At 63.7% G+C, this 25,459-nt stretch carries 17 protein-coding genes and 1 pseudogene; 2 read left to right on the top strand and 16 right to left on the bottom strand.

What is annotated here, in order from left to right; translation table 11 throughout:
• Positions 1-84 precede the first annotated feature (84 nt).
• From NKH01_RS09050 to NKH01_RS08980, 15 genes and pseudogenes are all read right to left on the bottom strand, one after another.
• Positions 85-1,347, bottom strand: a complete 1,263-nt coding sequence (locus tag NKH01_RS09050; RefSeq protein WP_352481990.1) for an RNA polymerase sigma factor — start codon at positions 1,345-1,347, stop codon at positions 85-87.
• A complete protein-coding gene (locus tag NKH01_RS09045; RefSeq protein WP_023720249.1) occupies positions 1,344-1,718 on the bottom strand; it encodes a YciI family protein in 375 nt (124 codons plus the stop codon). Before NKH01_RS09045 ends, NKH01_RS09050 begins: the two co-directional genes overlap by 4 nt.
• Positions 1,719-1,804: 86 nt before the next feature.
• On the bottom strand, positions 1,805-2,923 hold the full coding sequence (locus tag NKH01_RS09040) for a DNA topoisomerase IB (protein ID WP_353019977.1): 1,119 nt from the start codon (positions 2,921-2,923) through the stop codon (positions 1,805-1,807).
• A 109-nt stretch (positions 2,924-3,032) separates the two neighbouring features.
• The gene (locus NKH01_RS09035; protein ID WP_023720247.1) at positions 3,033-3,917 is read right to left on the bottom strand and encodes a transglutaminase family protein; all 885 of its coding nucleotides are present in this window, start codon (positions 3,915-3,917) and stop codon (positions 3,033-3,035) included.
• Positions 3,918-3,924: 7 nt separating this feature from the next.
• Positions 3,925-6,336 carry a circularly permuted type 2 ATP-grasp protein gene (locus NKH01_RS09030; RefSeq protein WP_353019976.1) on the bottom strand — a complete coding sequence of 804 codons (2,412 nt, stop codon included), beginning with the start codon at positions 6,334-6,336 and terminating at the stop codon, positions 3,925-3,927.
• A gap of 6 nt (positions 6,337-6,342) precedes the next feature.
• Entirely contained in the window at positions 6,343-9,714 is a 3,372-nt protein-coding gene (locus NKH01_RS09025) for a transglutaminase family protein (RefSeq protein ID WP_352481986.1), read from the bottom strand.
• A gap of 448 nt (positions 9,715-10,162) precedes the next feature.
• Positions 10,163-11,353, bottom strand: a complete 1,191-nt coding sequence (locus NKH01_RS09020; RefSeq protein WP_352454106.1) for an acyl-CoA dehydrogenase — start codon at positions 11,351-11,353, stop codon at positions 10,163-10,165.
• A gap of 237 nt (positions 11,354-11,590) precedes the next feature.
• Positions 11,591-13,903 (bottom strand): Tex family protein, encoded by a 2,313-nt coding sequence (locus tag NKH01_RS09015; RefSeq protein WP_353019974.1) that lies wholly within the window; start codon positions 13,901-13,903, stop codon positions 11,591-11,593.
• Positions 13,904-14,023: 120 nt separating this feature from the next.
• Positions 14,024-15,205, bottom strand: a complete 1,182-nt coding sequence (locus NKH01_RS09010; protein WP_353020013.1) for a serine hydrolase domain-containing protein — start codon at positions 15,203-15,205, stop codon at positions 14,024-14,026.
• Between the two features lie 27 nt (positions 15,206-15,232).
• A pseudogene (locus NKH01_RS09005) lies at positions 15,233-16,426 on the bottom strand (serine hydrolase domain-containing protein); the annotation flags it as partial.
• Positions 16,427-16,488: 62 nt separating this feature from the next.
• A complete protein-coding gene (locus NKH01_RS09000) occupies positions 16,489-17,517 on the bottom strand; it encodes an extracellular solute-binding protein (protein WP_352702851.1) in 1,029 nt (342 codons plus the stop codon).
• A gap of 42 nt (positions 17,518-17,559) precedes the next feature.
• Positions 17,560-18,372: an ABC transporter permease gene (locus NKH01_RS08995; protein ID WP_353019973.1), complete on the bottom strand. Its 813-nt coding sequence runs from the start codon at positions 18,370-18,372 to the stop codon at positions 17,560-17,562.
• Positions 18,365-19,294 (bottom strand): ABC transporter permease, encoded by a 930-nt coding sequence (locus NKH01_RS08990; protein ID WP_353019972.1) that lies wholly within the window; start codon positions 19,292-19,294, stop codon positions 18,365-18,367. The genes NKH01_RS08995 and NKH01_RS08990 overlap by 8 nt, the downstream gene beginning before the upstream one ends.
• Positions 19,294-20,394, bottom strand: a complete 1,101-nt coding sequence (locus NKH01_RS08985; protein WP_353019971.1) for an ABC transporter ATP-binding protein — start codon at positions 20,392-20,394, stop codon at positions 19,294-19,296. The genes NKH01_RS08990 and NKH01_RS08985 overlap by 1 nt, the downstream gene beginning before the upstream one ends.
• Positions 20,395-20,534: 140 nt before the next feature.
• Complete coding sequence (locus NKH01_RS08980; RefSeq protein WP_353019970.1) at positions 20,535-22,202, bottom strand: amidohydrolase; 1,668 nt, start codon at positions 22,200-22,202, stop codon at positions 20,535-20,537.
• A 141-nt stretch (positions 22,203-22,343) separates the two neighbouring features.
• Between NKH01_RS08980 and NKH01_RS08975 the strand changes: the two genes are divergently transcribed.
• A complete protein-coding gene (locus NKH01_RS08975) occupies positions 22,344-23,375 on the top strand; it encodes a histone deacetylase family protein (RefSeq protein ID WP_353019968.1) in 1,032 nt (343 codons plus the stop codon).
• A 21-nt stretch (positions 23,376-23,396) separates the two neighbouring features.
• Here the strand turns inward: NKH01_RS08975 and NKH01_RS08970 are convergent, their stop codons facing one another.
• Complete coding sequence (locus NKH01_RS08970) at positions 23,397-24,584, bottom strand: TMEM43 family protein (RefSeq protein WP_353019967.1); 1,188 nt, start codon at positions 24,582-24,584, stop codon at positions 23,397-23,399.
• Positions 24,585-25,109: 525 nt separating this feature from the next.
• On the opposite strand from NKH01_RS08970, the gene flaF reads away from it, so the two are divergent.
• Positions 25,110-25,445, top strand: coding sequence for a flagellar biosynthesis regulator FlaF (gene flaF / locus NKH01_RS08965; RefSeq protein ID WP_352918294.1), 336 nt, complete (start codon positions 25,110-25,112; stop codon positions 25,443-25,445).
• Positions 25,446-25,459: the final 14 nt, after the last annotated feature.

Below are 25,459 nucleotides of genomic sequence, written 5' to 3'. Positions count from 1 at the left end.
GGCATTACTCGTTTCAGGGAAAAATCGCCACCCCGGCATGGTCTAAGCAAAGGTCAGACCATTGAACCAGGCGGAGGCGTCGGATCAATGCGCCCTTTGCTTGGCGCCTTCTTTCATCAGCCGGTCGATATGCATGCGGATATGCGCCGCCTCGGCTGCCGTGTTGGCAAGCGCGATGGCGCGGTCGAAAGCGACACGCGCCTCGTCGCCGCGGCCAAGCTGCATCAGCAGGCCGCCCTTGAGGCCGAAGAAGTGGAAATAACCGGAAAGCCTTTGCTCCAGCGGCTCGATCATGGCGAGTGCGGCTTCCGGTCCACGCACCTTGGAGACGGCGACGGCGCGGTTGAGCGTCACCACCGGCGACGGCTGCATCTGCTCGAGCAGCCCGTAGAGCAGGTCGATCTCGTTCCAGTCCGTATCCTCGGGCTTTTCCGCCCGTGCATGCAGCGCGGCGATCGCCGCTTGCACCTGGTAGGGACCGGGCTTGCGATGGCGCAACGCCTTATCGACCAGCGCCAGGCCTTCATCGATCATTTTGCGGCTCCACAGGCTGCGGTCCTGGTCTTCGAGCAGCACGATCTCGCCGTTCTCGTCGAAGCGGGCCGGCGCGCGTGCATGCTGCAGCAGCAACAGCGCCGTCAGCCCCATGATCTCCGGCTCGGTCTGGAATAGTCTGAGCAGCAGCCGGGCCAGCCGGATCGCCTCTTCGCAAAGCGGCGCACGCGCCGACGCCTCGCCGCTGTTGCTGGAATAGCCTTCGTTGAAGATCAGGTAGACCATGGCGGCGACGGCGGCGAGCCGTTCGGAGCGCTCGACCGCTCCCGGCGTCTCGAACGGCACCCCGGCATCGGCGATACGCGCCTTGGCGCGCGTGATACGCTGCTCCATGGCGCTTTCCCCGACGAGGAAGGCGCGGGCGATCTGCTTGACCGTCAGGCCGGAGACGATGCGCAACGCCACCGCGATCTGCTGGGTGGCCGGCAGGTCGGGATGGCAGCAGATGAACAGCAGCCGCAAAATATCGTCGCGGTAATGCGCACCGTCCAGCCGCTCGGCGATGTCGCTCTCGGCATCGTCGAGATCGGAGATCTGGTCCTCCTCCGGCAGCGGCGCCTGCTTGGCGCGCTTGCGCACCGCATCGATGCCGCTGTTGCGGCCGACGAAGATCAGCCAGGCTGCCGGATCGCGCGGCGGGCCATTTTTCGGCCAGTTGTTCAGGGCCCTCAGGCAGGCGTCCTGGAATGCTTCCTCCGCCGCGTCGAGGTCGCGGAAGTAGCGCAGCAATGCTCCCATCGCCTGCGGGCGAGCGGTGCTGATTGCCGTGCTGATCCAGGCAAGTTCGGTCATGCGGAAACCTTGGCGGGATTGAAGAGCGAGACCGGCCGGATCTCGTAGGAGCCGCCGCTCGGGTTGACCTCGGAAAGCTCGCGCGCGAAGTCGACGGCCTCGTCGAGGTCGGCGCATTCGAGCGTGTAGAAGCCGAGGAACTGTTCCTTGGTTTCGGCAAACGGGCCGTCGATGACGATCGATTCGCCCTTGACCTTTCGCAGCGTTGTCGCCGCCGTCGTCGGCAAAAGCCGCGCCACGGGGCCAAGCCGCCCGGCGTTGGCATATTTCTCTTGTACGCCGATAAGTTTTTCCATGACGGCATCGTCCTGCTCCTTGCTCCAGGAGCAGACGACGTCTTCAGAGGCATAGCAGAGGATCGCGTAGAGCATGGGTCGTCCTTTTCTCTGTCAAAGGACGAAACACTAGGACCGATCCCGACATGGCGTCGACAAAAAAATACGCCCCCGGTCCTGCGTCAGTCCCTCGCCTTCAGCCATCTCAAGACCAGGGCCTCCTCGTCGTCGAGCCCGGCGATCGAGCGCTTGCCTCTGTTGGCGTCCGCCATTTCGCCAAGCAGCCCTCCTTCGGACCAGGCGCGGAAGACTTCCGGATGGATGTAGCAGCGGCGGCAGACGGCGCGCGTATTGCCGAGCCGCTCGGCAACCTTGTCGATGACGCCGTTCATCGCCCGCTTTTGTTGTGCCTGGCCTTCCGGGCGTTCGGTTTGCGCAAACAGCGACGCCGCGTGGATGGTTCCGCCCCACGTTCTGAAATGCTTGGAGCTGAACTCGACGCCGGCATTCTCCCTGATATAGCGGTTGACGTCGTCGGAGCGCACCGGATGCCTGTTTCCTTCCTCGTCGAGATACTGGAACAGTTTCTGGCCCGGCAGGTCCTGCGCTCCACGCACGATCTTGGCGATCCGGCGATCGACAAGCTTCAATCTCCATTCCTTGCCGGATTTGCCGATGAAGGCAAAACGCAGGCTCGAGCCCTTGATGTCGACATGGCGGTCGCGCAGCGTGGTCAGCCCAAAACTCTTGTTATCGCGGGCGTAGGCGGCGTTGCCGACGCGGATCATCGTGTTGTCGAGCAGCCAGACGATGGCCGCAACGACGCGTTCCAGCGGCAGGCCGTGACGGCGCAGATCGGCATCGATCTGCCGTCGCAATTCGGGCAGGCTTTCGGCGAAGGCGATGAGGCTCGAGTATTTGACCCCGTCACGCTCCTCCGCCCAGTGCTGATGATAGCGGTATTGCTTGCGCCCGCGCTGGTCCCGACCGGTTGCCTGAATGTGACCGTCGGCATCCGCCGAGATCCACACATCCGTCCAGGCCGGTGGAATGGCGAGCGCCTTGATGCGTGCCAGCGCGTCCTGGTCGACGGCACGTCCGTCGGGCCCTTTGTACGAGAACCCGTTGCCTGAACGCAGCCGGCGAATACCGGGTTCGGTGTCGGCGACATAGTTGAGCGAGGCCCGAACGGCCGAGGCGTGCGCGCCGTTCTCCAGCGCTCCGTTCCGCGGCACCCCGTTCTTTGGTGCAGCTTTCCTAACAGCCGATCGGCCAGACGACGACCCGGATTTGTCCAGCATGTCCTCTCCACGGAATTTCCGTAGATAAGCCGCCTGCTGGCTGCGGGTTCCACCGCCTTTTGATTGCCAGGACAGATTAACGACGACGCCGTGCAACGAGGAGGTGCCGTCACGCCTTTTCGAGCACGACCGGTATGACGTCGACTGCCTGCTCGCCAACCTGCCCGCCCGTGGTTTTCAGCACGCCGACGATCGGCGCCACATCGGAGTAGTCGCGGCCATAGCCGACCGTGATATGATCGTTGCTTGCGCGCATGCCGTTGGTCGGATCGAATTCCTGCCAGCCGGCATCGCGCCCGCACCACACCTTGACCCAGGCATGCATGGCGTCGGCGCCTTCGAGCCGCGGCTTCCCACGCGGCGGGATGGTGCGTAGGAATCCGCTGACATAGCCTGCAGGAATGCCGAGGCCACGCAGGCCGGCGATCATGATATGGGAAAAATCCTGGCAGACGCCGCGCTTCAGGCCGAAGGCGTCGCTGGCCCGCGTCTGCACCGTGGTCGCCTCGCCGTCATAGGTGAAATCGCGGTGAATGCGGTTGCACAGAGCCATGGCCGTGCCGACCGTCGAACTGCTGGCACTGCCTTTCGCATAGGCAGTGATTGCCGGGTCGATGCCGGCATGATCGCTGGCGGCCAGAAAGTGATGCGGCGAAGCCGGCGCCAGCGAGTGCACCGCGCCGAGTTCTTCCCTCAGCCGGCGTAGGTCGGGCGATACGTCGAGCCCGGGCTCCGGCCGCGACACTGAAACACGCGCGCTCATCCTGATGTCGAGCGCATCATGTGCGTCACGAAAGGCGATCGAGGTGACACTGTTGCCGAAAAAGTCGGAAAAGTCGGAGCGTTCGCTGGGCGCCGGCACAAAAGACAGTGAAGCGGCGATGACGCGCTGCACGCCAGGGATGGTCGGCGGCAGCACACGCACCTGATGGCGGCCGCCGCCGGCCGCCGCATCATAGTCGTAACGCAGGTGAAGCCTGATGTCGTAGAGCATGCCGTCTCTACCCGAAATAGGCTTTGGAGAGGCTGTTGTAGAGACCGCCGATTTCATTGGCGAGATCGCTGAGGGCCTTGGCCGTCATGTCCGAGGGCTCCCTGATGGCGATCGACGTGTTGAGCTGCAGGATTTCCTTGGCCGCCGGCGACATATGGCCTTCACCGCCGACAGAGGGCAGCAGCGCGATTTCGGCCTTCAGCCGTTCGAGCTGGAACAGGATTGAGCGCGGGTTGAGCGGATCGAGCGCCAGAAGGTCGACCACGGTACGCCGTCCCGCCTGCACCGGATATTGCCGGCGGTGGGTCATGACGCTGTCGCCGATCTCCAGCATCATGTCGAGCGCGCCTTCCGGCGCCTCGGCCCTGGTCAGTCGGGCGAGCGTGCGGGCGATCTGGATGCCGCGTTCGAGCCTGCGGCCGATTTCCAGGAAACGCCAGCCGGCAAAGCGGTACATGTTCTCGTGCAGCAGGCCGGAAAACCCGGCCAGCTTGCGCAGGATGACCGTCATTGCCCTTGTCGCGTCGTCGCCCGGCGCCACTGTCACGGCAAATTGATGGATGGTCTTCGACAGGTCCTTCAATGCCAGCCAGCCATCGGGCGAGAAGCGGTCGCGGATCTGCCCGGCGCTGTAGACGGCGCTGTCCAGCGTGCCGATGAGCCCCAACGGGATTGCCGTCTCGACGTCGATACCGAACGGCGCGAGATAGTCCCTGATGTCGGCGAGCAGCGGCATCTCGGGATCGGATGTCTCGGCCAGCCGCACGTGGTAGGCGCGCAGGATGCGCACCGTGTCTTCCGATCGCTCGATATAGCGGCCGAGCCATGTCAGGTTTTCCGCCGCGCGGCTGGGCAGGCTGCCCGGCAAGGTTCGGGTGAAGCTGTCATGCTCCTGCGGCAGCAGCGTCTCACGCTCCACCGGCCTGTCGCTGACCACCCAAACATCCGCCGCCTGGCCGCCGCGCTGCATGGCGATGGCCGTCGGGTCGAGCGAGAAGCCGACACGGGCAAAACCGCCCGGCATCACGGTCCAGCCTTCCGGCGTCCGCGCCAGATAGACGCGCAGGCTTGCCGGCCGCGGCTCCAGCCAGCCGCTGACATAGACAGGAGTGGTCGACAGCGTCACCGCTTCCTGGCCGACAAAGTCGCCGCCGTCTTGTTCGATCCGGGCGACGAGCTCGGCCCGTTCCTCGGCCGACAGCGCTGACCCGAGCTTGGTCGAGCCGTCGTCCTCGAAGGCAAGCCGCGTCGACAATGCCGGGCCGATCACCATGCTATCGATATTGGCGAGCACATGTTCGCGCTCCGTATCCTGCCCGCACCACCATGTCGCGACGGTCGGCAGCAGCAGTTCCTCATTGCGCAGGGCGCGCGAAATCTTCGGCAGGAAGGCGAGCAGAGCGCGCGTCTCCATCAGGCCGGAACCCAGTGCATTGACGGCCGAAACCGCCCCTTGCCGGACCGCTTCGACCAGCCCCGGCGTGCCGATCTGCGAGTCCGACCGCAACTCGAGCGGATCGGCAAAGGCGGCGTCGAGCCGTCGCCACAAGACGCTGACCGGCATCAGCCCCGAAACTGTGCGCACCATCAGCCTGCCGCCGGAGACAGTCAGGTCCTCGCCCTCGAGCAGCATGATGCCGAGATAGCGGGCGATATAGGCATGTTCATAATAGGTCTCGTTCAGCGGTCCCGGCGTCAGGATGGCGACACGGCCGCCGGCTTGCTTGGCCATGCCGATCAGCGCATCGCGAAAACGGCGGAAGAAACCGGCCAAGCGGTGCACATGCATCTCGCCGTAAATGTCGGACAGCGCCCTTGTGGTGGCGACGCGGTTTTCCAGCGCAAAGCCGGCGCCCGACGGCGCTTGGGTGCGGTCGCCAAGCACCCACCAGCGGCCGTCCGGGCCACGACCGAGCTCGAAGGCGCAGAAATGCAGGAAATGGCCGCTGGCAGGCCTGGTGCCGACGACCGGCCGCAAATATTCCGGGCTGGCCGCGATCAATCCAGCCGGCAGAATGCCTTTCTCGACCAGCCGGTTCGGCCCGTAAATGTCGGCGATGGTCTCCTCGAACAGATCGGCGCGCTGGACCAGGCCGGCGCTGATGGCAGCCCATTCCTCCTCCTCGATCAGCAGCGGCACATGCGCCAGCGGCCATTCCCGCTCATTGGCGCCGGCCTTGTCGTAGACGCGGTAGTAGACGCCGGCATCGCGCAGGTACTGGTCGGCGCGGGCAAAACGCTGGGCAAGCCTTTCCGGCCCCAGGTCCTCCAGCGCCTCGATGAAGTGCCGCCAGGCCGGCCGCGGATTGCCCGACGCATCGACCATCTCGTCGACGACGCCGTCGATCGGCTGGTAGTGCTCCAGCAGACTGTGGGTTTGCGGCTTGCTGCGCAGCTTTTTGTGATTCCCCTTCGCCATGGCTGATCAGAGTCTTTGCGGCCGCCGAAGGTCAAGGGTCATCGGGAAATCTTCAGAGGCTTCTTCGTTGCGCAGCACATAGCCGGACGGAGTATGGCCACGCGGCTCGAAGCGGGCGAGCCGCCGCGCCTCCGCTTCATTGCCGTTGACCGGGAACGTGTCGTAGCTGCGCCCGCCGGGATGTGCCACATGGTAGACGCAACCGCCAACCGCTCGGCCCGACCAGCGGTCATAGATATCGAAGACCAGCGGCGTGTTGACCGGCAGCGCCGGATGCAGGCCCGACGCCGGCTGCCAGGCCTTGAAGCGAACGCCGGCCACCGCGATCTCGCGGTTGTCGGTCACCTTCATCGGCACCCGGCGGCCGTTGCAGACGACGGCGTGACGTTCCGGGTTGAGCCCCTCGGTCTTCACCTGCAGCCGTTCGACGGAGGAATCGACAAAGCGCACCGTGCCGCCGATCGCGCCTTGCTCGCCCATCACATGCCAAGGCTCCAGTGCTTGCCTGAGCTCCAGCTTGATGCCGGCATGCTGGACCTCGCCGCAGAACGGAAAGCGGAATTCGAGCTGGGCGTCGAACCATTCCGGACGGAACGCAAAGCCGTTCAGCTTGAGGTCGTCCAGCACATCGAGAAAATCCGCCCAGACATAATGCGGCAGCATGAAACGGTCGTGCAGCGAGGTGCCCCAGCGTACGAAGCGGCCGTCGAGCGGGTTCTTCCAGGCCCGGGCGATGATGGCGCGCACCAGCAATTGCTGCGCCAGGCTCATGCGCGCGTTGGGCGGCATCTCGAAGCCGCGGAATTCGACCAGCCCCAGCCGGCCGGTCGGCCCGTCCGGCGAAAACAGCTTGTCGATACAGATTTCGGAGCGATGCGTATTGCCCGTCACGTCGGTCAGGAGGTTGCGGAACAGCCGGTCGACCAGCCACGGCAGGGGTGCCGCGCCCTTGTCCGGATGTGGCACCTGCGCCATCGCGATCTCGAGTTCGTAGAGCGAATCGTGTCGTGCCTCGTCGAAGCGCGGCGCCTGGCTGGTCGGGCCGATGAACAGGCCGGAGAACAGATAGGATAGCGACGGATGCCGCTGCCATTGCAGCACCAGGCTCTTCAACAGGTCGGGGCGGCGCAGGAACGGACTGTCATTGGGCGTGGCACCGCCGACGACGACGTGGTTGCCGCCGCCGGTGCCGGTGTGACGGCCGTCGATCATGAATTTGTCGGCGCCAAGCCGCGTCTGCCGCGCCTCTTCGTAGATCGCCGTGGTCGTCGCCACGCAATCCTGCCAATTCGCGGCGGGGTGGATATTGACCTCGATGACGCCGGGATCGGGTGCGACACGGATGACATTGAGGCGCGGATCGTGCGGCGGGCCGTAGCCCTCGATATGCACCGGCAGGCCGATAGCCCTTGCCGCGTTCTCCGCCGCCGCGACCAGTTCGAGATAATCCTCCAGCGCCTCGACCGGCGGCATGAACACACAAAGCCGTCCGTCGCGCGGCTCGACCGAAAGCGCTGTGCGCACGGCGCCGCCGATCTCGGTAATCTCCTGTTCGACGCGGTCTTGCTGGCCGGTAACGGCCGTGAAGGAGACCGCCTGCTGGCGTCGCGCCATTTCGTCGGCGCCTTCCAGTTCGGCCGGAGCGGGCGAAGAAGCAGCACCGGGCAAGATCGCCTCACGCGCCGGCAATGGTCCGCGCGGCAGCGATGGATCGACCGGTACGATATAGGGGAACTGCGCCGGCGGCACATAAGGCAGCGTGCCGAGCGGCAGGCGGTAGCCGACCGGCGAATCGCCGGGCACCAGGAACAGCCTGCCGCGCCGCGTCTTCCACTTCTCCGAGCGCCAGCGCGGTCCGGAAGCCTGGCTGTTCCAGCGCTGGACGGGCAGCACGTAGCCCGACGGCTTGGTCAGCCCGCGTTCGAACACCCGCGCCATGCGGCTGCGCTCCTCCGGGTCCTCCAGCTTCGAATTGGAGGGATCGACATTGTCCGGCAGCTTGCCTTCCTTGAGCAGCCATTCGGCCGGATCCTCATAGGCTTCGCTGACCATCGTCTTGTCGATGCCGAGTTCGTCGGCAATCGCGGTCAGCAGGCTCTCGGCCTGCTTCGGTCCGACATCCGCCTCGCTCTTTTCATGTGCGATCAGTGACGGATCGCTCCACACCGGCTCGCCGTCGGTGCGCCAGTAAAGCGAGAACGTCCAGCGCGGCAGGCTTTCGCCGGGGTACCATTTGCCCTGTCCGTAATGCAGGAAGCCGCCCGGCGCGAAGCGTTCGCGCAGCCGGCGGATCAGCGCATCGGCCTTTTCGCGTTTTGTTGGCCCGACGGCGGCGGTGTTCCACTCGGCCGCCTCGAAATCGTCGATTGAGACGAAGGTCGGCTCGCCGCCCATGGTCAGCCGCACGTCGCCGGCCTGGAGTGCTGCATCGACCTCGACGCCCAGCGCGTCGAGCGCCTGCCAGCTCTCGTCGGAGAACGGCTTGGTGATGCGCGGATGTTCGGCGATGCGGTCGACCCGCATGTCGAAGCCGAATTCGACATTGGCGAAGCTCGCCATGCCGGAGATCGGCGCGGCATTGCGGAAATGCGGCGTTGCCGCGAGCGGCACATGGCTTTCGCCGGTAAGCAGGCCGGAGGTCGGGTCGAAGCCGATCCAGCCGGCGCCCGGCAGATACACCTCGCACCAGGCATGGAGGTCAGTGAAATCGGTCGCCGTACCGGGCGGTCCGTCGAGCGCGACGAGGTCGGGTTTGAGCTGGATCAGATAGCCGGAGACGAAACGCGCGGCGATGCCGAGGTTCCTCAGTATCTGCACCAGGAGCCAGCTCGAATCGCGGCAGGATCCCTTGCCGGCGGCCAGCGTTTCCTCGGGCGAGAAGACGCCGGTTTCCATGCGCACGATATAGGCGATCTCGCGCTGCAGCCGCGCATTGAGGTCGACGACAAAATTGACGGTATTGGTCGCACTGCGGTCGATGGTTTTGAGGAACGCCTGCAACAGTGGCCCTGCCGGTTCTGGCGTCCGGTAGATGGTCAGATCGTCCCTGATCTCTTCCGGGTATTCGAACGGAAACGTCTCGGCCGACGGTTCGACGAAGAAATCGAACGGATTGTAGACCGTCATGTCGGCAACGAGATCGACCTCGATCTTCAATTCCGTTACCGGCTCGGGGAAGACGAAGCGGGCAAGGAAATTGCCGTAGGGGTCCTGCTGCAGATTGACGAAGTGGTTTGCCGGCCCGACCTTCAGCGAATGGCTGAGCACTTTGGTGCGGGAATGCGGCGCAGGCTGCAACCTTATGACTTGCGGGCCCAATACGACCGGCCGGTCGTATTTGTAGTGGGTCAGGTGATAGACGGCTGCCAGAATTGCCATGGTGCCCCTGAAGTCGGCGTTTCAAAAGGAGTTCGCTGAACCCTGACACGAATGCCGACCATTCTCCAAGCAGAGATGTTGCGCTGCACCTAAATTAAGCAGCCTTCACAGCCTCACAAACGGAGCGCCGACCCTGGGATTCCGCAGCGTGGCGGCAGACGTTGCAACGCTGCAGAGCCGAAGGCCGGTGGGTCAGCACCGGGCACTGTCCCGCCGATATCGATGATCGGCAACCCGCGCGACGCTTGGTCGAAAAGAGCTGAAAAGAAAACCCGCCTCGGTGGGCGGGTCGTCGGTGCCAATTAGCACCATAGCCAAACTAGTAGCATAGCTGCCGGCACAAAGCAAGAACAAAATGTGGCACCGTCGGCGAAAATTGCCGATCTGCCGGTTTGCGAGGGAAGATGCGAAGCAGTGGCGTCCTGGAAGCGGAGGACATCTGCCAATGCTAAAAGAACGCCTGCAACCCGGTCTGCGCCCGTCCGAGGATCAGCGCATGCACATCATGCGTGCCCTCATAGGTGTTGACCGTTTCCAGGTTCTGGGCGTGGCGCATGACGTGGTAGCCGATCTGGATGCCATTGCCGCCATGCATGTCGCGGGCCTGGCGGGCGATGTCGAGCGCCTTGCCGCAATTGTTGCGCTTGACGAGTGAGATCATCTCCGGCGCCATCTTGCCTTCATCCATCAGCCGCCCGACGCGCAGGCTGCCCTGCAGGCCGAGCGCGATCTCGGTCTGCATGTCGGCGAGCTTCTTCTGGAAAAGCTGCGTGCCGGCCAGCGGCTTGCCGAACTGCTTGCGGTCGAGGCCATACTGGCGGGCGCGGTGCCAGCAATCCTCCGCCGCGCCCATGGCGCCCCAGGAGATGCCGTAGCGCGCGCGGTTGAGGCAGCCGAACGGCCCCTTCAAGCCCGAGACATTGGGCAGCAGCGCGTCCTCGCCGACTTCGACGCCTTCCATCACCACTTCGCCGGTGATCGACGCTCGCAGCGACAGCTTGCCGCCGATCTTCGGCGCCGACAGCCCGTTCATGCCCTTTTCCAGGACAAAGCCGCGAATCTCGTTGTCATGCGCGGCCGATTTTGCCCAGACGACGAACACGTCGGCGATCGGCGCGTTGGAAATCCACATTTTCGAGCCGGAGATCCTGTAGCCGCTCGCAGTCTTTTCGGCCCGCGTCTTCATGCCGCCCGGGTCGGAACCGGCATCAGGTTCGGTCAGGCCGAAACAGCCGATCCATTCGCCTGACGCCAGCTTCGGCAGGTATTTCTTGCGCTGCTCTTCCGAGCCATAGGCGTGGATCGGATACATCACCAGCGACGACTGCACGCTCATCATCGAGCGATAGCCCGAGTCGATCCGCTCCACTTCCCGCGCCACCAGCCCGTAGGTGACGTAGTTGGCGCCGAGCCCGCCATATTCCTCGGGGATGGTGATGCCGAGCAGACCGGCCTCGCCCATTTCGCGAAAGATCCCGGCGTCGGTCTTCTCCTCGAGATAGGCTTCCTCGATCTTCGGAGCGAGCTTGTCGGCGGCAAACGCCGCGGCGCCATCACGCACCATGCGCTCGTCTTCCGAAAGCTGGTCCTCGATCAGGAAAGGATCGTCCCAGACGAATGCATTCTTATCGGCGGCCATGGCTCTCGGTCTCCCAAACTCATGCATGTCGCCCAAAGCTTGCCCACGGGCCTGACCCGAGGGTGTTCGGCAGCTTGGGGATAACGACATGCATCAAACAGAAATCTTGAAACGCGCGGCTTATCGGCTTCCGTCCCCAAAAAATCAACCGAAATAGCTTCGCCGATCCATGAGCATTGGTGATGGATCATCAATGTCGAGCGCCGCCTTCTGACCTGGCGTAGCCCTGCTCGCGAATTACTTGCGCTTCAACGCATCGGCCAAAGCGGCGCCGAACGCGCCCTGCTGCGCCGGCCGCTCCGGCTGGCGTTGGGGCGTGGGCGCGCGCGGCACCGGCCTGTTGCCATTGTCGCGCGGCTTCGGTGCGCCACCGTCGCCGTCCTTGCGCATCGACAGGCCGATGCGCTTGCGCTTGATATCGACGTCGACGACGCGCACCTTGACCACGTCGCCGGCCTTGACCACCTCGTGCGCGTCCTTGATGAAACGGTCGGCCAGTTGCGAGACGTGCACCAATCCGTCCTGGTGCACGCCGATATCGACAAAGGCGCCGAAGGCCGCGACATTGGTGACGGTGCCTTCAAGCTGCATGCCGGGCTTCAGATCCTTGATGTCGTCGATGCCGTCGGCAAAGGTCGCGGTCTTGAAGCCGGGGCGCGGATCGCGGCCGGGCTTTTCCAGCTCCGACAGGATATCGCGCACCGTCGGCAGGCCGAAGCGCTCGTCGACGAAGACGCGCGGATCGAGTGCCTTGAGTGCGGCGCTGTCGCCCATCAGCGAGCGAACGTCGCGCCCGCAGGCCGCAACGATCTTCTTGGCCACGCCGTAGGCTTCCGGATGCACCGCCGAGGCATCGAGCGGTTCGGTGCCGTTCGCAATGCGCAGGAAGCCGGCGCATTGCTCGAACGCGCGGGGTCCAAGGCGGGACACCTTCAACAGTTCGCGGCGGCTGGCGAACGGGCCGGTCGCATCGCGATGCGCAACGATCGCTTCGGCCAGCGATGCGCCGAGACCCGAAACCCGCGCCAGAAGCGGCGCCGACGCCGTGTTGAGATCGACCCCGACGGCATTGACCGCATCCTCGACCACCGCCTCAAGCGAGCGGCCGAGGCGGTACTGGTCGACATCGTGCTGGTACTGGCCGACGCCTATCGACTTCGGCTCGATCTTGACCAGTTCGGCGAGCGGATCCTGCAGGCGCCGCGCGATCGACACCGCCCCGCGCAGCGACACGTCGAGGCCGGGAAATTCCGCCGCCGCCGTTGCCGACGCCGAATAGACCGAGGCGCCGGCCTCGCTGACGATCACCTTGAGCGGCTTCGGCCCGGACCCGGCCGGCATATCAGCCAGCATGTCGGCCACCAGCCTTTCGGTCTCGCGGCTGCCAGTGCCGTTGCCGATCGAAATCAGCTCGACCTTGTGCAGCCGGATGAGCTTCGCCAGTTCGGCCTGCGTGCCGCGGACATCGTTCTTCGGCGGGAACGGATAGACCGTCGTCGTCGCCAGAACCTTGCCGGTGCCGTCCACCACCGCCACTTTGACCCCGGTGCGGATGCCCGGATCGAGGCCCATCGTCGGCCGTGAGCCGGCGGGCGCGGCAAGCAGCAAATCCTTGAGATTGCGGGCGAAGACATGGATTGCTTCCTCCTCGGCCCGCTCGCGCAAGTCCCGCATCAGATCGAGCGTCAGGTGCAGCGACAGCTTTATGCGCCAGGTCCAGCCGGCGACCTCCATCAGCCAGCGGTCGCCTGGCAACTGGCGGCCGATGGCGTAGGCGTCGGCGATCATCCGCTCGACCGGTTTCACCGGTGACACATCGTCGGCATCGACCTCGATGTCGAGCGACAGCACCTCCTCGTTGCGGCCGCGCAGCATGGCCAGCGCGCGATGGCTCGGCACGTTGGCCCAGCGCTCGACATGGTCGAAATAGTCGGAGAATTTCGCGCCGGCCTCCTGCTTGCCGTCGACGACGCGCGAGCGCAGGAAGGCGCGTTCCTTCATATAGGTCCGCAACTTGCCGACCAGTTCGGCATTCTCGGCGAACTGTTCGGACAGGATATCGCGCGCTCCCTCGAGCGCCGCCTTGGTATCGACGACGTCTTCGCTGATATAGGCCAGCGCCAGCTCGGCCGGTACGGCCGTACGGTTGGCGAGAATAGCTTCCGCCAGCGGGCCCAGCCCACGCTCGCGTGCGATCTCGGCCTTGGTCCGGCGCTTCGGCTTGTAAGGCAGGTAGATGTCTTCGAGTTCCGCCTTGGTGACGGCAGCGGCGATTTTCGCTTCAAGCTCCTCGGTCAGCTTGCCCTGGTCGCGAATCGAGCCAAGGATGGTGTCGCGGCGCGCGTCGAGCTCGCGCAGGTAGGCGAGCCGCTCGGCGAGGTCGCGCAGTTGCGTGTCGTCGAGGCCGCCGGTGACCTCCTTGCGGTAGCGGGCAACGAACGGCACGGTCGCGCCGTCGTCGAGCAAGCCGATCGCCGCCGCGGCCTGTTCGGGCCGCGCGCCGATCTCGGCGGCTATGATGGTTGCGATGCGCTTGATGTCGGATGCCATGTCGATCCTGCTGTTCGTCGAAAAGAGACGCGACCATAGGCGCAGAGCACCGATGCGCCAACCGCGCCATTTTCAACCCGGCGAGAGGTCCACAGGAAAGGTCGGGCTGTCTGGATCGGATCAGACCATCCGGCTCAGCGCCTCGAAGAAAGAAATCATATCCAAATCGAGCGGATCGTCGACCGGTACCGGCTGCGACGACATCTTTGCGATTACCATTTCGGCCTTCGGATTGACGTAAAGCCACTGGCCGTGGATGCCGATGCCGCAGAAGGCGCCGCTTGCCGCGCCCGTCTGGTACCATTTGTTGCGATAGCGGCCACGCGGAAACAGGAACGCCATCGTGCCGCGTTGCCAAGCCTCGGCGTCACCGCCAGTTTCGGTCGTGTCGCGCACCCAGCTCTCCGGCACGATACGGCAGCCATTGGCCATGCCGCCTTGCCGCATCATCTCGCCGACCCGGGCGAGGTCGCGCGGCGTCACCGAAATGCCGCCGGCCGTACGCGCCGTGCCTTCCATGTCCACGGTTACCGAAGCTTCGCTGACAGCGCCGAGCGGCTCCCATAATTTCTCGCGCATCAGATCGGCGAAGCGCCGGCCCGACGCACGTTCGAGCAGGATGCCGAGCAGGTCGGAATTGGGCGAACGGTAGCGGAACGTCCGGCCATGCGGCTCGGCCAGGCCCTGCAGCGTCATGAGGAAAGTGGCCAGGCTCTCGGTGCCCCCGCCTGGATTCCACAGCATGGCGCGGCGATAGCGGGCGAAGGCGCTTTCCGGATCGAGATAGGCCTCTTCGAAGTCGAGGCTGACACCCATGTCGAGCACGTGCCGCACACTCGCATCGCCATAGGCCGAGCCGGCAGCTTCGGGCAGATAGCGGCTTACCGGAGCCTGCGGATCGAAAATCCCCTCGCCTGCCAATATCCCGGCAACAATCGCGGTCAGCGACTTGCTGATCGAAAAGACGATGTGGCGCGCCCCGAACTCCATATGCGGTGCGAACCAGTCGCCGACGAATTTGCCGCCTTTCATGATCGTCAGCGCGTCGGTATCGGAGCGCTTGAGAAAAGCTGCGACAGTCTCCGCGCCGCCTGCAAGAGCGACCTTTTCACCAAGTAGCTTGCCGAAATCCTGCGCCGGCGCCTCGCTGCTGCCCGGCTTTGCCGCCACGGCAGCGCTCGGCACCAGCTCGCCGGCATTCTGGAACGACCACCGGCTGAACCGGCTTTCTCGCCAATTGCCGAGCAGCACCTGGTTTCGGGCAAAGCCATATCTCGTTTCGAACGCGGTCTTGCCGGTCATGGCGCTTCCTTCGGTCTTTGGGTTCTGGGCGAGCGCCGCGGCGATGGCGTGTACGGCTTTCAAAGTCGCCACCGAATAGGCGACGTTGGTAAAATCCGGATAGCTCGAAAGCTTCACCACGACCATTTTCATGTTCCAGTCGATATGGATCAGCTGCCCGAACACGCCCCGGCACATCAGTGCCCGCGAGCGCGGGTCCTCGATCCAGAACTGGTTGCGGTAGCTGCCTTCCGGCAGGCTGGGACTGAAGTCCGGTCCATGCCTGCCATTGCGCGTCGCGTCGATCCAGTCGGCCGGCACGACGCCGCCGCCATTGTCGAGGATCAGCTGGCCGAAGCGGCCATAGTCGCGCAGCGTGGCGTTGAAGCCGCCGTCGGCAACTGCATAACCGGCGCTGTCAACGGTGAAGCAGGCACTTTCATCCGCGCCGAGCTTTTGCCAGAGCTCTTCCGAGACCAGCTGCGCCAGGCGCTTGCCGCTCACCCGTTCCATGATGAAGGCAAGCACGTCGGTCTCGATCGAGCGGTATTCGAAGGCAGCGCCGTGCGGTCGGCTCTTTTCCTTAAGCCCCAGGATCAGCTCGAACATGTGCGACGGCCAGCGGAAGGCCGGATCGCTGTCCGGCGGCACCGGCTTCCAGCCGGTGGCGACATCGACCTGGCCGATGTCCGAATAGGGATCGGTGTATTCCTCGGAAAAGCTCACCCCGCTCGTCATGTCGAGCGCATGCTGCACACTGGCGCCTGCCCAGCCGGTCGCCTCCAGCTCCGGCAGATAGGTCGTCACCGGCAAAGCCGGATCGATCAGCCCGCGTCCGACCAGTATGCCGAACACCGATGCGGTGACCGACTTCGCCATCGACTGCGACAGATGCAGCGTGCGCTCGGTCATGCCGTTGAAGTAGCGCTCATAGGCGACCTTGCCGTCCTTGAGCACGAGGAACCCGTCGGTGTAGGTCTCGTCGAGCAGCCCGGCCAGCGTCGTCGCCTTACCCTTGCTGTCGCTCACCGGCAGCGCATCGAAATCGACCTCGGCCCGGTCCAGCCTGTGGCGATGGCCGTTGCCGCGCCAGACTTCGACGGTCGGCAGAATTTCGCGGATATGCTGGAACGCCCATCGGTTCCATGGCGGCCGGTCCCAGTCGAGCTTCGGCGGAACCATCTGCGGCGGCGAACCCTGCATGATCGGCGGCGCCGGTTCGCTGTTGCGGTAAGATTTCATCCAACCCCCTTGCGCAAGGAAGGGAGGCCGAAGCCTCCCTTCAGTCTGATCCTAGAGCAAGGCTACTTGCGCAAATTGGTCCAGATCTTGTTGTAGATCTCGACCACTTCCGGTGGGCAAGGCGGTACGAATTCCGCCGCCGGTGCACCGGCCGGCGGATTGATTTCCGGCGCGCTGGCGAAATCGGGCGGCAGGAACTTGTGACTGCCGGCAATGCCGTTGTCGTAGCCGGCGAATTCCGAAATCAGCGCCGCGTTTTCCGGAGCCATGACGAAATCCTGGAACAGCTTGGCGTTTTCGAGATTCTTGGCGCCCTTCAACACGGCGACATTGTCCATCCAGCCTTCGATGCCTTCCTTGGGATAGGCATATTTGATCGCCGGGATTTTCTGGCGCGCACGATAGGTTGCGCCATTCCAAGCCTCGGTAACGATCACGTCGCCGGAGGTGATCTTGGTGATGGTGTCGTAGCTGAAGGTCTTCCATGACGGCTTGGCGGCCATCAGTATGTCGTTGACCTTCTTCAGATTGGCCTTGTCGGCGCCGCAGCGCGGCACGCCGGCATAGCGCTCGGCCGCATGCATCACAGTGTTGACATCGTCGAGCATGTTGATCTGGCCCTTCAACTCGTCTGGCGGATCGAACAGGATCGCCAGCGTGTCGATGTCGCCCTTGTATTTGTCGGTGTTGACTTCGAACGCAGTGGTGCCGAATTGCCACGGGACGGTGTAGTGACGGCCATTGTCCCAGTAGATGTCGACGAAGCGCGGGTCGAGGTTCTTGCCGTTCGGCATCGCATTGGGCTCGGTCTTTTCGAGCAGGCCCTCATCGATCATGATCTTCACGGTGTAGTCGGAAGGGACGACGATGTCATAGCCGGAATTGCCGGCGCGTACCTTCGACAGCATCGTCTCATTCGAATCGTAGTCGTCCAGCGTCACTTTGACGTTGTACTGTTTTTCGAATTTTTCGATCAGCTTCGGGTTGGTGTAGTCACCCCAATTGTAGATGTGCAGCTCACCGTCGGCGAGCGCAGGCACCGCCCATAAAAGCGCCGCCGTCGACACGGCAGCCATCATTTTCCTAGACATCACACTCTCCTTTGCCTTCGCATTGATTCACTGGCCTATAATTTACTTGGCGCGTCGGCGCGCGATCAGGAACGAGATTGAGACGAACAGGATCGAAACCAGCAGCAGGATGGTGGAGATGGCATTTATCTCCGGCGTCATTGGCCGCCTGATCTGGTTCCAGATGTAGAGGGGCAGCGTCGTCTGCCCGGGGCCGGCGACCAGCTGCGTGATGGTGAAATCGTCGAAGGAGACGATAAAGGCGAGCGCCCCACCTGACAGGATGCCGGGAACCAGCAATGGCAGCGTTATGCGCCTGAAAGCATGCCACGGCGTGGCATAGAGGTCGGCCGCCGCAGCTTCGAGCGTCAGGTCCATGTCCTCGAGCCGCGCCCGGATCGGCATATAGGCGAATGGAATGCAAAAAACGGTGTGGGCGAGGATCAGATTTCCGATGCCGAAATTGAGCCCGAAAGTGCTCGCGATCAACGCAAAGAAAGAGAGCGTCGCCACCGCTGTGATGATTTCCGGAACCATCAGCGGCAGGTTGATGACCATGAAGGCGGCCGACAGCCCGCGCCACGGCTTCACGCGGGTCATGCCGATTGCCGCCAGCGTCGCGGCGATCGTCGAAACGATCGTGGCGGTGACAGAGATGATCAGCGTGTTCTTGGCGGCGTTGTGGAATTCCTGGTTGAACAGCGCCCTGCCATACCAGCCGAACCCGATGCCCTCCCAACGCGTCACCAGAGACCCTGTATTCAGCGAAAAGATCATCAGGATCAGGATCGGCGCGTAGAGCACGCAGAGGCAGATGATGGCGATCGAGCGGAACCCCGGCTGGTCCTTGATATCGGCACTGCGGGGGTCAGCCATGCGCCATCTTCCCCGACGTGTTGCGGACATAGAAGTAGAGCGCCACCAGCACCGCGGCCATCAGGATCAGCGCCTGCGCGCAACCGAGCGGCCAATTGCGCCCGGAACCGAACTGCTGGGCGATGAGATCGCCGATCATCAGATGGATGCCGCCGCCCAGGATCAGCGGCGTCACATAAGCGCCGAGGGCCGGAATGAAGACCAGCAGGCAGCCGGCGATGATGCCGGGCCGCGACAGCGGGATGATCACGCGCCACAGCACCTGCCGACGTGTCGCGTAGAGGTCGTAGGCGGCCTCGACCAGCCGGAAATCCAGCTTCTCCAGGCTGGAATAGAGCGGCAGCACCATGAACGGCAGGAACGAATAGAGCAGGCCGAGCTGGATGGCGAAGTTGGTGTAGAGCATGGTGATCGGCTTCTCGATCACCCCCAGTGCCATCAGCGTGTTGTTGATGAGGCCTTCGTCGCGGATGATGAACATGATGGCGAGCGTGCGCACCAGAAGGTTCGACCAGAATGGGATGGTCATCAGCAGCACCCACCAGTTGCGCTGCGCCGGCGGTCGCGTCGCCATGAAATAGGCGGTCGGAAAGCCGAGCAGCAGGCAGATGATCGTCGTCACCACGGCAAACAGAAACGAGCGCAAATAGATGATCAGGAAATCCGGCGTGAACTGCAGCGTGTCGTCGAAAATATCGCGCTGGAACAGGAAGTTCAGATAGGCGTCTGTCGAGAACTTCCACTGCACCCCGCCATAGGGTGCTGCGGCGAGAAATGAATAGATGAGGATGATGAGAAGCGGCAGCACGCCGAAGATGCCGATGATTACCAAAGCCGGTAGCGAAAGCAGGCGGTGGCGCCTTGCAGTGGCTTTCTCCGCCTCCGCTTCGAATACCGCCGCCTTGGAAAACGTGACTGCCATCAATCCCTCAAAATGCGCGCGCCATCGTCCTCGAACACGACACCGACCTTGGCGCCCGGCTCGAATGAGACGGCGCCCGAGCGGCTGTTCTGGTGGCGCACGATGAAATCGTCGCCGCCGTCGAGCTTCACGTGATAGTGGGTGTCGGTGCCGAAATAGACGACATTTGCCAGGGTTCCCGAGACCATGCCCTTGGCGGCATCGGCGACGAGATCGGCATGTTCCGGCCGCACCACAACAGTCACCGCGCCGGAAGGGTCGAAGTTTTCCGGAAATCCCGCCGCCACCGTCGCTTCGGAGGCGATCTTCACCATCGCGATACCGGATTTCTTCGACACGACAGTGCCCTTGAGGAAATTGGTTTCGCCAATGAAGTCGGCAACGAAGCGCTCGGCCGGCCGGTCGTAAATATCGCGCGGCGTGCCGACCTGCAGGATCTTGCCGGCCGACATCACCGCGATGCGGTCCGACATGGTCAGCGCTTCTTCCTGGTCATGGGTGACGAAGATGAAGGTGATGCCGGTCTGGTGCTGCAGCCGTTTCAGTTCGATCTGCATTTCCTTGCGCAGCTTGTAGTCGAGTGCCGACAACGGCTCGTCGAGCAACAGCACTTTTGGCTGCGGTGCCAGCGCGCGCGCCAGTGCCACGCGCTGCTGCTGGCCGCCGGAGATCTGGCTGGTGCGGCGGGCACTCAGCGCCTCCATCTTGACCAGCTTCAGCATCTCGGCGACGCGCGCCTTGATTTCGGTCTTCGGCTTGCCCAGCATCTCCAGGCCGAAGCCGATATTCTCGGCCACGGTCATGTGCGGGAACAGCGCGTAGGACTGGAACACGGTGTTGACTGGCCGCTTGAACGGCGGTAGCGGCGCGATGTCGTGCCCGTGCAGCAGGATTTCGCCTTCGCTGGGAAAATCGAAGCCGGCGATCAGCCGCAGCAGCGTCGTCTTTCCGCAGCCCGACGGCCCCAGCAGCGTGAAGAACTCGTTCTCGTGGATCGACACCGAAACCGTGTCGAGAGCGGCGACTTGTGCGTCCCCGGTACCGAACACCTTGCGGACGCCGCGGACCTCGATTGCACTCTTACCCGGCTGATCCGGCACGCACTACCCCATTTGTCATGTCCGCTCTTGATGGCGGATCCAGTTCCCATTCGATTGTCAGCATATGCCGGTCGGCTTGGCAACCATGCATCTGAATCTCGGTTCAGAATGCAAGCTCCGTGCCATCGTCAGCGCCACCATCAAACCTGATAAGTGATCTTGCCGCCGCAGATGGTGCTGACCGGATGCACCTTGTGTAGCGAACCCGGTTCAGTTGTCTCGATATCGGCCGACAGCACCACCAGATCTGCCAGATAGCCTGGTTTCAGCCGGCCCTTGCGGTGCTCCATGAATTCGGCATAAGCGCCTTCGACCGTATAGCCCGCAAGCGCTTCCAACAGCGAGAAGCTCTGGTCGGGAACGCCGTCTGCCCAAGGTTTGCGCAGCATCGCCGCCTGAATGCCCAGGATCGGATCGATCCGCGACACCGGCCAGTCGGAAGCGAAGACGACATGCGCGCCCGCCTGCTTCAGCGTCCGCCAGGCATAGCTCAGCGGCCATCTTTCGCGGCCGATGCGCGAAAGCGTCGGCTCCAGCGGGAAGTCCATGGCGCCGGGCGGGTGCGGCGGCTGCATCGAGGCGATGACGCCGAGTTCGGCGAAGCGCGGCACGTCGGCGGCAGTGGTGACCTCGATGTGCTCGACCCGGTGCCGGCTGTCGCGCCTGCCGTTCTTCCGCTGCGCCGCCTCGTAACCGTCGAGAACCGCGCGCACCGCGCCGTCGCCGATCGAATGCACGGCGATCTGCAGGCCGCGCCGGTCGGCCTCCAGCGCCACCTCGGCGAAATGCTCGGGCGTAAACAGCGGCTCACCGCGCCAGCCCGGCCGGTCGGCATAGTCGTCGACCATGACCGCGGTCCAGCCTTCCAGCACGCCGTCGTAAAACATCTTGACCATGCCGGACGACAGCCATTCCGATTGGTAGGAGTTGGCCATGCTCGATGCCTTTTCCAGCACGTCGAGTGTCATGAAATTCTTGAAATGAAAAGGTATCTTGGTGCGGCAGAGCAGCCGCCCTTCCTGTTCCAGCCCGGCTAGCAGCTGGAGCTGGTAAAAATTGCCGTCCATGTTCTGGATCGAGGTGATGCCGTGGCGGGCGCACCATTCCAACCCGCGATGCATCAGGTCGCGGTCGGCAGCGACTTCGGCGGCGGAAGGGCACGGCTCGGGCTCGCCGCCTGTCGCAAGGCCGAGCCGCACGCGGTTCTGCCCGGAAAGCTCGAGGATCGGCCCGAACGCCTCGCCCTCGCGCAATTCGCCCGCCGCCAGGCCATCCGCTCCCATGACGATCTCGTTGCCGGGACCGAGTTGCTTGCCGTGCAGGATGCCAGCCAGTTCCAGCGCCTTTGTGTTGGCCCACATCGTGTGGTGATCGGAAGCCGACATCGCGAACGGCCGGTCGGCGATGATGCGATCGAGATGATGGCGGGTGACCGGCTCTTCCTTGGAAAGGATAGTGTAGTCGACGCCGGCCCCCAGCAGCAATTTGGCGTTCGGCCGTGCCGCCGCGTAGGCGCGGATCGCGTCGCTCAGCGCATCGAAGCCATGCACGCCCTGAAGGTGCAGATTGTCGAGTTCGGCCGCGCCGCCGAAAAGATGCATATGCGCTTCGATAAAGCCCGGCACCACCGACCCGCCTTGCGCATCGATGACCTTCGTGGCCGGCCCTTTCAGCGCCTCGATCGTCCGGCGATCGCCAACCGCCAGGATGTTGCCGTCCTTTATCGCCACCGCTTCGGCCGTCGGATTGCCTTCATCCATGGTCAGCACGCGGGCATTGGTGACGATCAGGTCGGCATTTGAACTCATGATTTCCCACGGTTTGGTTGCGCTGCCGGCAGGCTAGACGACCGGCTGCCGTGCCAGCAAGCCATGGCTGGTTGGCCCAGCGCCTTGTGAAGGGCCATGCAGGACGGTTAGGGTCGCCGCGTCTCACCACGGAAAGATTTCATGAAGACTGTTTTTTCGCCTCTCCATGCCGGCCATTCCGGCAATGTCGAACTGATCGCCGGCGCCATCGTGCCGGCTTTTGAAAAGCCCTCGCGCGCCGAGTTCATCAGGGCGCGGGTGGAGAGCGAAAAGCTCGGTCCGATCCTGTCACCGGAAAGTCACGACCTCGCCGCCGCCAAGAAGGTTCATGCCAGCGACTACATCGATTTCCTGCAGACCGTGTGGCCGCTCTGGGAAGCGTCGGGCCGCACCGGTTCGGCCATTCCCTTCACCTGGCCGACGCGCGGCCTGCGCGGCGACGTGCGCCCGAAAGGCATCGATGCGTTGCTCGGCTTCTACTCCTTCGACGGCGGCGCGACTTTTGTCAAAGGCACATGGGACGCTATCAAGTCGTCCTATGATGTCGCGCTGACAGCCGCCGCGCTGGTCAAGGCCGGTGAGCCTTCCGCCTTCGCGCTGTGCCGCCCGCCGGGGCACCATGCAGGGGCGGCCTTCATGGGCGGCTATTGCTTCATCAACAACGCCGCCGTCGTCGCGCAAAGGTTTCGCGACCATGGCGCCGGGCGCGTTTCGATCCTCGACATCGACTATCACCACGGCAACGGCACCCAGGAGATATTCTATCGCCGCGGCGACGTGCAGGTGCTGAACCTGCATGGCGATCCGATGACCGAATATCCGTTCTTTCTCGGCCATGCCGACGAACGCGGCGAGGGCGACGGCGAAGGCTTCAACGACAATTATCCGATGCCCTTCGGCACCGGCTGGGACGTGTGGAACGCCTCACTCGAGGAGGCCTGCACGAGGCTTTCGGCTTATGCTCCTGACGTCGTCGTGGTTTCACTCGGCGTCGACACTTTCGAGAAGGACCCGATCAGCCAGTTCAAGCTGAAAACGGAAAACTATCCCAGAATCGGCCGCCGCATCGCCAGGCTCGGCCTGCCGACGCTGTTCGTCATGGAAGGCGGCTACGCCGTCGAGGAGATCGGCGTCAACGCCGTCGGCGTGCTGACCGGCTTCGAGGACCGCTAGAAGTGCCGCCGGTGCCTGCAATCATGTAGCGGCGCTCGGCGTGGCAAGCGGTGCGGCCTGCCTGCGCGAGCGGCCAAGATAATAGACCGCCGCCGCCGCGATGACGCCGGCGGCCAGGATGCCTGCCGCCAGCACCGGCCGGTACCAGAACCAGGCGATCGCCATCGTCGTCGTGCCGACCAGGATCGCCAGGAAAAAGGCAATGATGCCGGTGCCCATCCGCGCCACGCTGCCGAGCAAAGGAATAACGTCGAGGACGACGCCAATCGGGCTGAGCAGCAGGGCAAAGCCGATGGCCAACAGCAGCAAGCCGGCGGCGCGCAGCAGCCAGGTGATAAGCGTGTTCTGGCTGACCGCGTCGGCGAACATCTTTTCCGCCGGCACATTGCCGATGTCGACCATCAGCAACTGGTCGCCGGCCTTTGTCTGGTAGGGTTCGAGCCCGCCCGCTGCCTGGCGCGCGACGACGCTGACCAGGCCGAGCGGCGCCAGCTCGTAGCCAATGCGATAGTCGCCGAGCGCCGGCGACGTGGTGTTGAAGCCGAGATAGATCTTTCCGTCGACGATGTTGACCCGCTTGGTGCCGGTGTAGGCGGCATCGATGGTAGCCGACTGGTCCGGTGACAGTGAAAACTCCTTGTCGCCGCCGATCAGGTCCAGCACCGGCCGGTCGAGCGTGAAGGCACCGAGCTTGCCGTCCGGGATCTGGAACCTCGTGCTGTGGATCTCCATCGGCGGATTCTCATGGCCGTCCGGCTTCTTGAACTCCGACGAGTTGATCTGGCTGTCGTCCCACACTTTCGAATAGCTGTAGGTCGTCACCGTCTCCTCGCCGCCACCAAGCTTATTCGTCGTCTCGGATTTCTGTTCTTCTTTCCACTGGTACATCTCGGCGCTGCGCGACAGCCGCAATCCTTGCGCCGAAATGCCAAAGTCCGGATCGGCAAGGCCGCTCCTCGCCGTCACCGCCCCGGTGACATGGACAAGCTTACCGTCATTGCCAGCATCGATGCTATCGGCGCCAACCGAGATCACCGCGCCCGACCCCTCGGCCAGCGAACGCGCCGTCTGCACGGCGCGACCCTCGTTCCAGAACAGGCCGATCACCATCAGCACGATCAAGAGCAAGCCGAAAACGATCCCGCCGACCGCGCGCTTGATCCGCCCGAACCACGAGACGGACGTTATTTCCTGAATTGAATCGCCCATTGTTTCCCCCAATTCCCCAAAGCCAGTTTCACGAATCCGCGCTCTGTCGCGCAGTGGCATGCAACCGGCGTTACCCCAAACCGAGACAGACGCCCCATCCGTCCCGACAGCAGGAGCCTATCGCAATCGACGAACTGCCGATACGGCACACTTGCAGTTGGATCCGACCGCCGCAAAGCACACGGGCGCTTCGAAAATGTACCCTCGGAGCGCCTCGACCGATGGAATTCGTTTCAGTCAAATCGCGTTTGATGTCGGATTCGTCTACGGTTAGATTGTAGCCGAATCAGCCGTTCCTCGGGGGGCGCGGCGACCACCAAAACCTCATGTTCCGGAACCATTCCGGAGCCGGATTCGCGCTCCCTGCAACAGGTGCGATTTTGTGCGCGGCGTCGCGTGGTGGTGTCCCTGGTGAAGTGATGCGTATTCGGCAGCTGGCGATGCCAGCATCTGGATCAAATCTCGCAACTCGATCTGTTGAGTTTCCTGACCTGACAACGCCGACGGAGCGGTAGAGCAGCAACGATGTATCAATTCCCCCGAGCCGAAATGCAGACCGCTGCCGGGGCCAGGCATCGGCAGCTTCTTAGCCGTTCGATCGACATGCTGTTGGCGGCGATGGCGGCTGGCCGCGATTCGCTGGAAGCGGCCGAGGCCCTGCATTTCACCAGTCGCGTCTGGACCGCCTTCGTCGAAGATCTCCGCTCTGGCGACAGCGCCCTGCCCACGGAGCTGCGCGCCAATCTCATCTCGATCGGTTTGTGGCTGCTGCGCGAAACCGAAGACATCCGCCAGGGCCGCACCGACAATTTCGAAGGCTTGATCGAAGTGGCGGCGATCGTCAGGGACGGCATGCAGTGAGCCCGCTATGGCGC

Origin of the sequence: Mesorhizobium sp. M1403, from assembly GCF_040317695.1 — a bacterium.
Lineage (GTDB): Bacteria > Pseudomonadota > Alphaproteobacteria > Rhizobiales > Rhizobiaceae > Mesorhizobium.
The sequence above is the reverse complement of the archived record's forward strand: the minus strand, read 5'-3'. Positions and strand labels throughout refer to the sequence as shown.

Bases quoted from the DNA above. Each gene is read 5' to 3' on its own strand.
- NKH01_RS09035 (WP_023720247.1), bottom strand. From the start codon at position 3,917: ATGCTCTACGACATCAGGCTTCACCTGCGTTACGACTATGATGCGGCG.
- NKH01_RS08990 (WP_353019972.1), bottom strand. From the start codon at position 19,294: ATGGCAGTCACGTTTTCCAAGGCGGCGGTATTCGAAGCGGAGGCGGAG.
- NKH01_RS08975 (WP_353019968.1), top strand. From the start codon at position 22,344: ATGAAGACTGTTTTTTCGCCTCTCCATGCCGGCCATTCCGGCAATGTC.
- NKH01_RS09040 (WP_353019977.1), bottom strand. From the start codon at position 2,923: ATGCTGGACAAATCCGGGTCGTCGTCTGGCCGATCGGCTGTTAGGAAA.
- NKH01_RS09010 (WP_353020013.1), bottom strand. From the start codon at position 15,205: ATGACCGGCAAGACCGCGTTCGAAACGAGATATGGCTTTGCCCGAAAC.
- NKH01_RS09025 (WP_352481986.1), bottom strand. From the start codon at position 9,714: ATGGCAATTCTGGCAGCCGTCTATCACCTGACCCACTACAAATACGAC.
- NKH01_RS08980 (WP_353019970.1), bottom strand. From the start codon at position 22,202: ATGAGTTCAAATGCCGACCTGATCGTCACCAATGCCCGCGTGCTGACC.
- NKH01_RS09020 (WP_352454106.1), bottom strand. From the start codon at position 11,353: ATGGCCGCCGATAAGAATGCATTCGTCTGGGACGATCCTTTCCTGATC.
- NKH01_RS09045 (WP_023720249.1), bottom strand. From the start codon at position 1,718: ATGCTCTACGCGATCCTCTGCTATGCCTCTGAAGACGTCGTCTGCTCC.
- NKH01_RS08995 (WP_353019973.1), bottom strand. From the start codon at position 18,372: ATGGCTGACCCCCGCAGTGCCGATATCAAGGACCAGCCGGGGTTCCGC.
- NKH01_RS09015 (WP_353019974.1), bottom strand. From the start codon at position 13,903: ATGGCATCCGACATCAAGCGCATCGCAACCATCATAGCCGCCGAGATC.
- NKH01_RS09030 (WP_353019976.1), bottom strand. From the start codon at position 6,336: ATGGCGAAGGGGAATCACAAAAAGCTGCGCAGCAAGCCGCAAACCCAC.
- flaF (WP_352918294.1), top strand. From the start codon at position 25,110: ATGTATCAATTCCCCCGAGCCGAAATGCAGACCGCTGCCGGGGCCAGG.
- NKH01_RS09000 (WP_352702851.1), bottom strand. From the start codon at position 17,517: ATGTCTAGGAAAATGATGGCTGCCGTGTCGACGGCGGCGCTTTTATGG.
- NKH01_RS08970 (WP_353019967.1), bottom strand. From the start codon at position 24,584: ATGGGCGATTCAATTCAGGAAATAACGTCCGTCTCGTGGTTCGGGCGG.
- NKH01_RS09050 (WP_352481990.1), bottom strand. From the start codon at position 1,347: ATGACCGAACTTGCCTGGATCAGCACGGCAATCAGCACCGCTCGCCCG.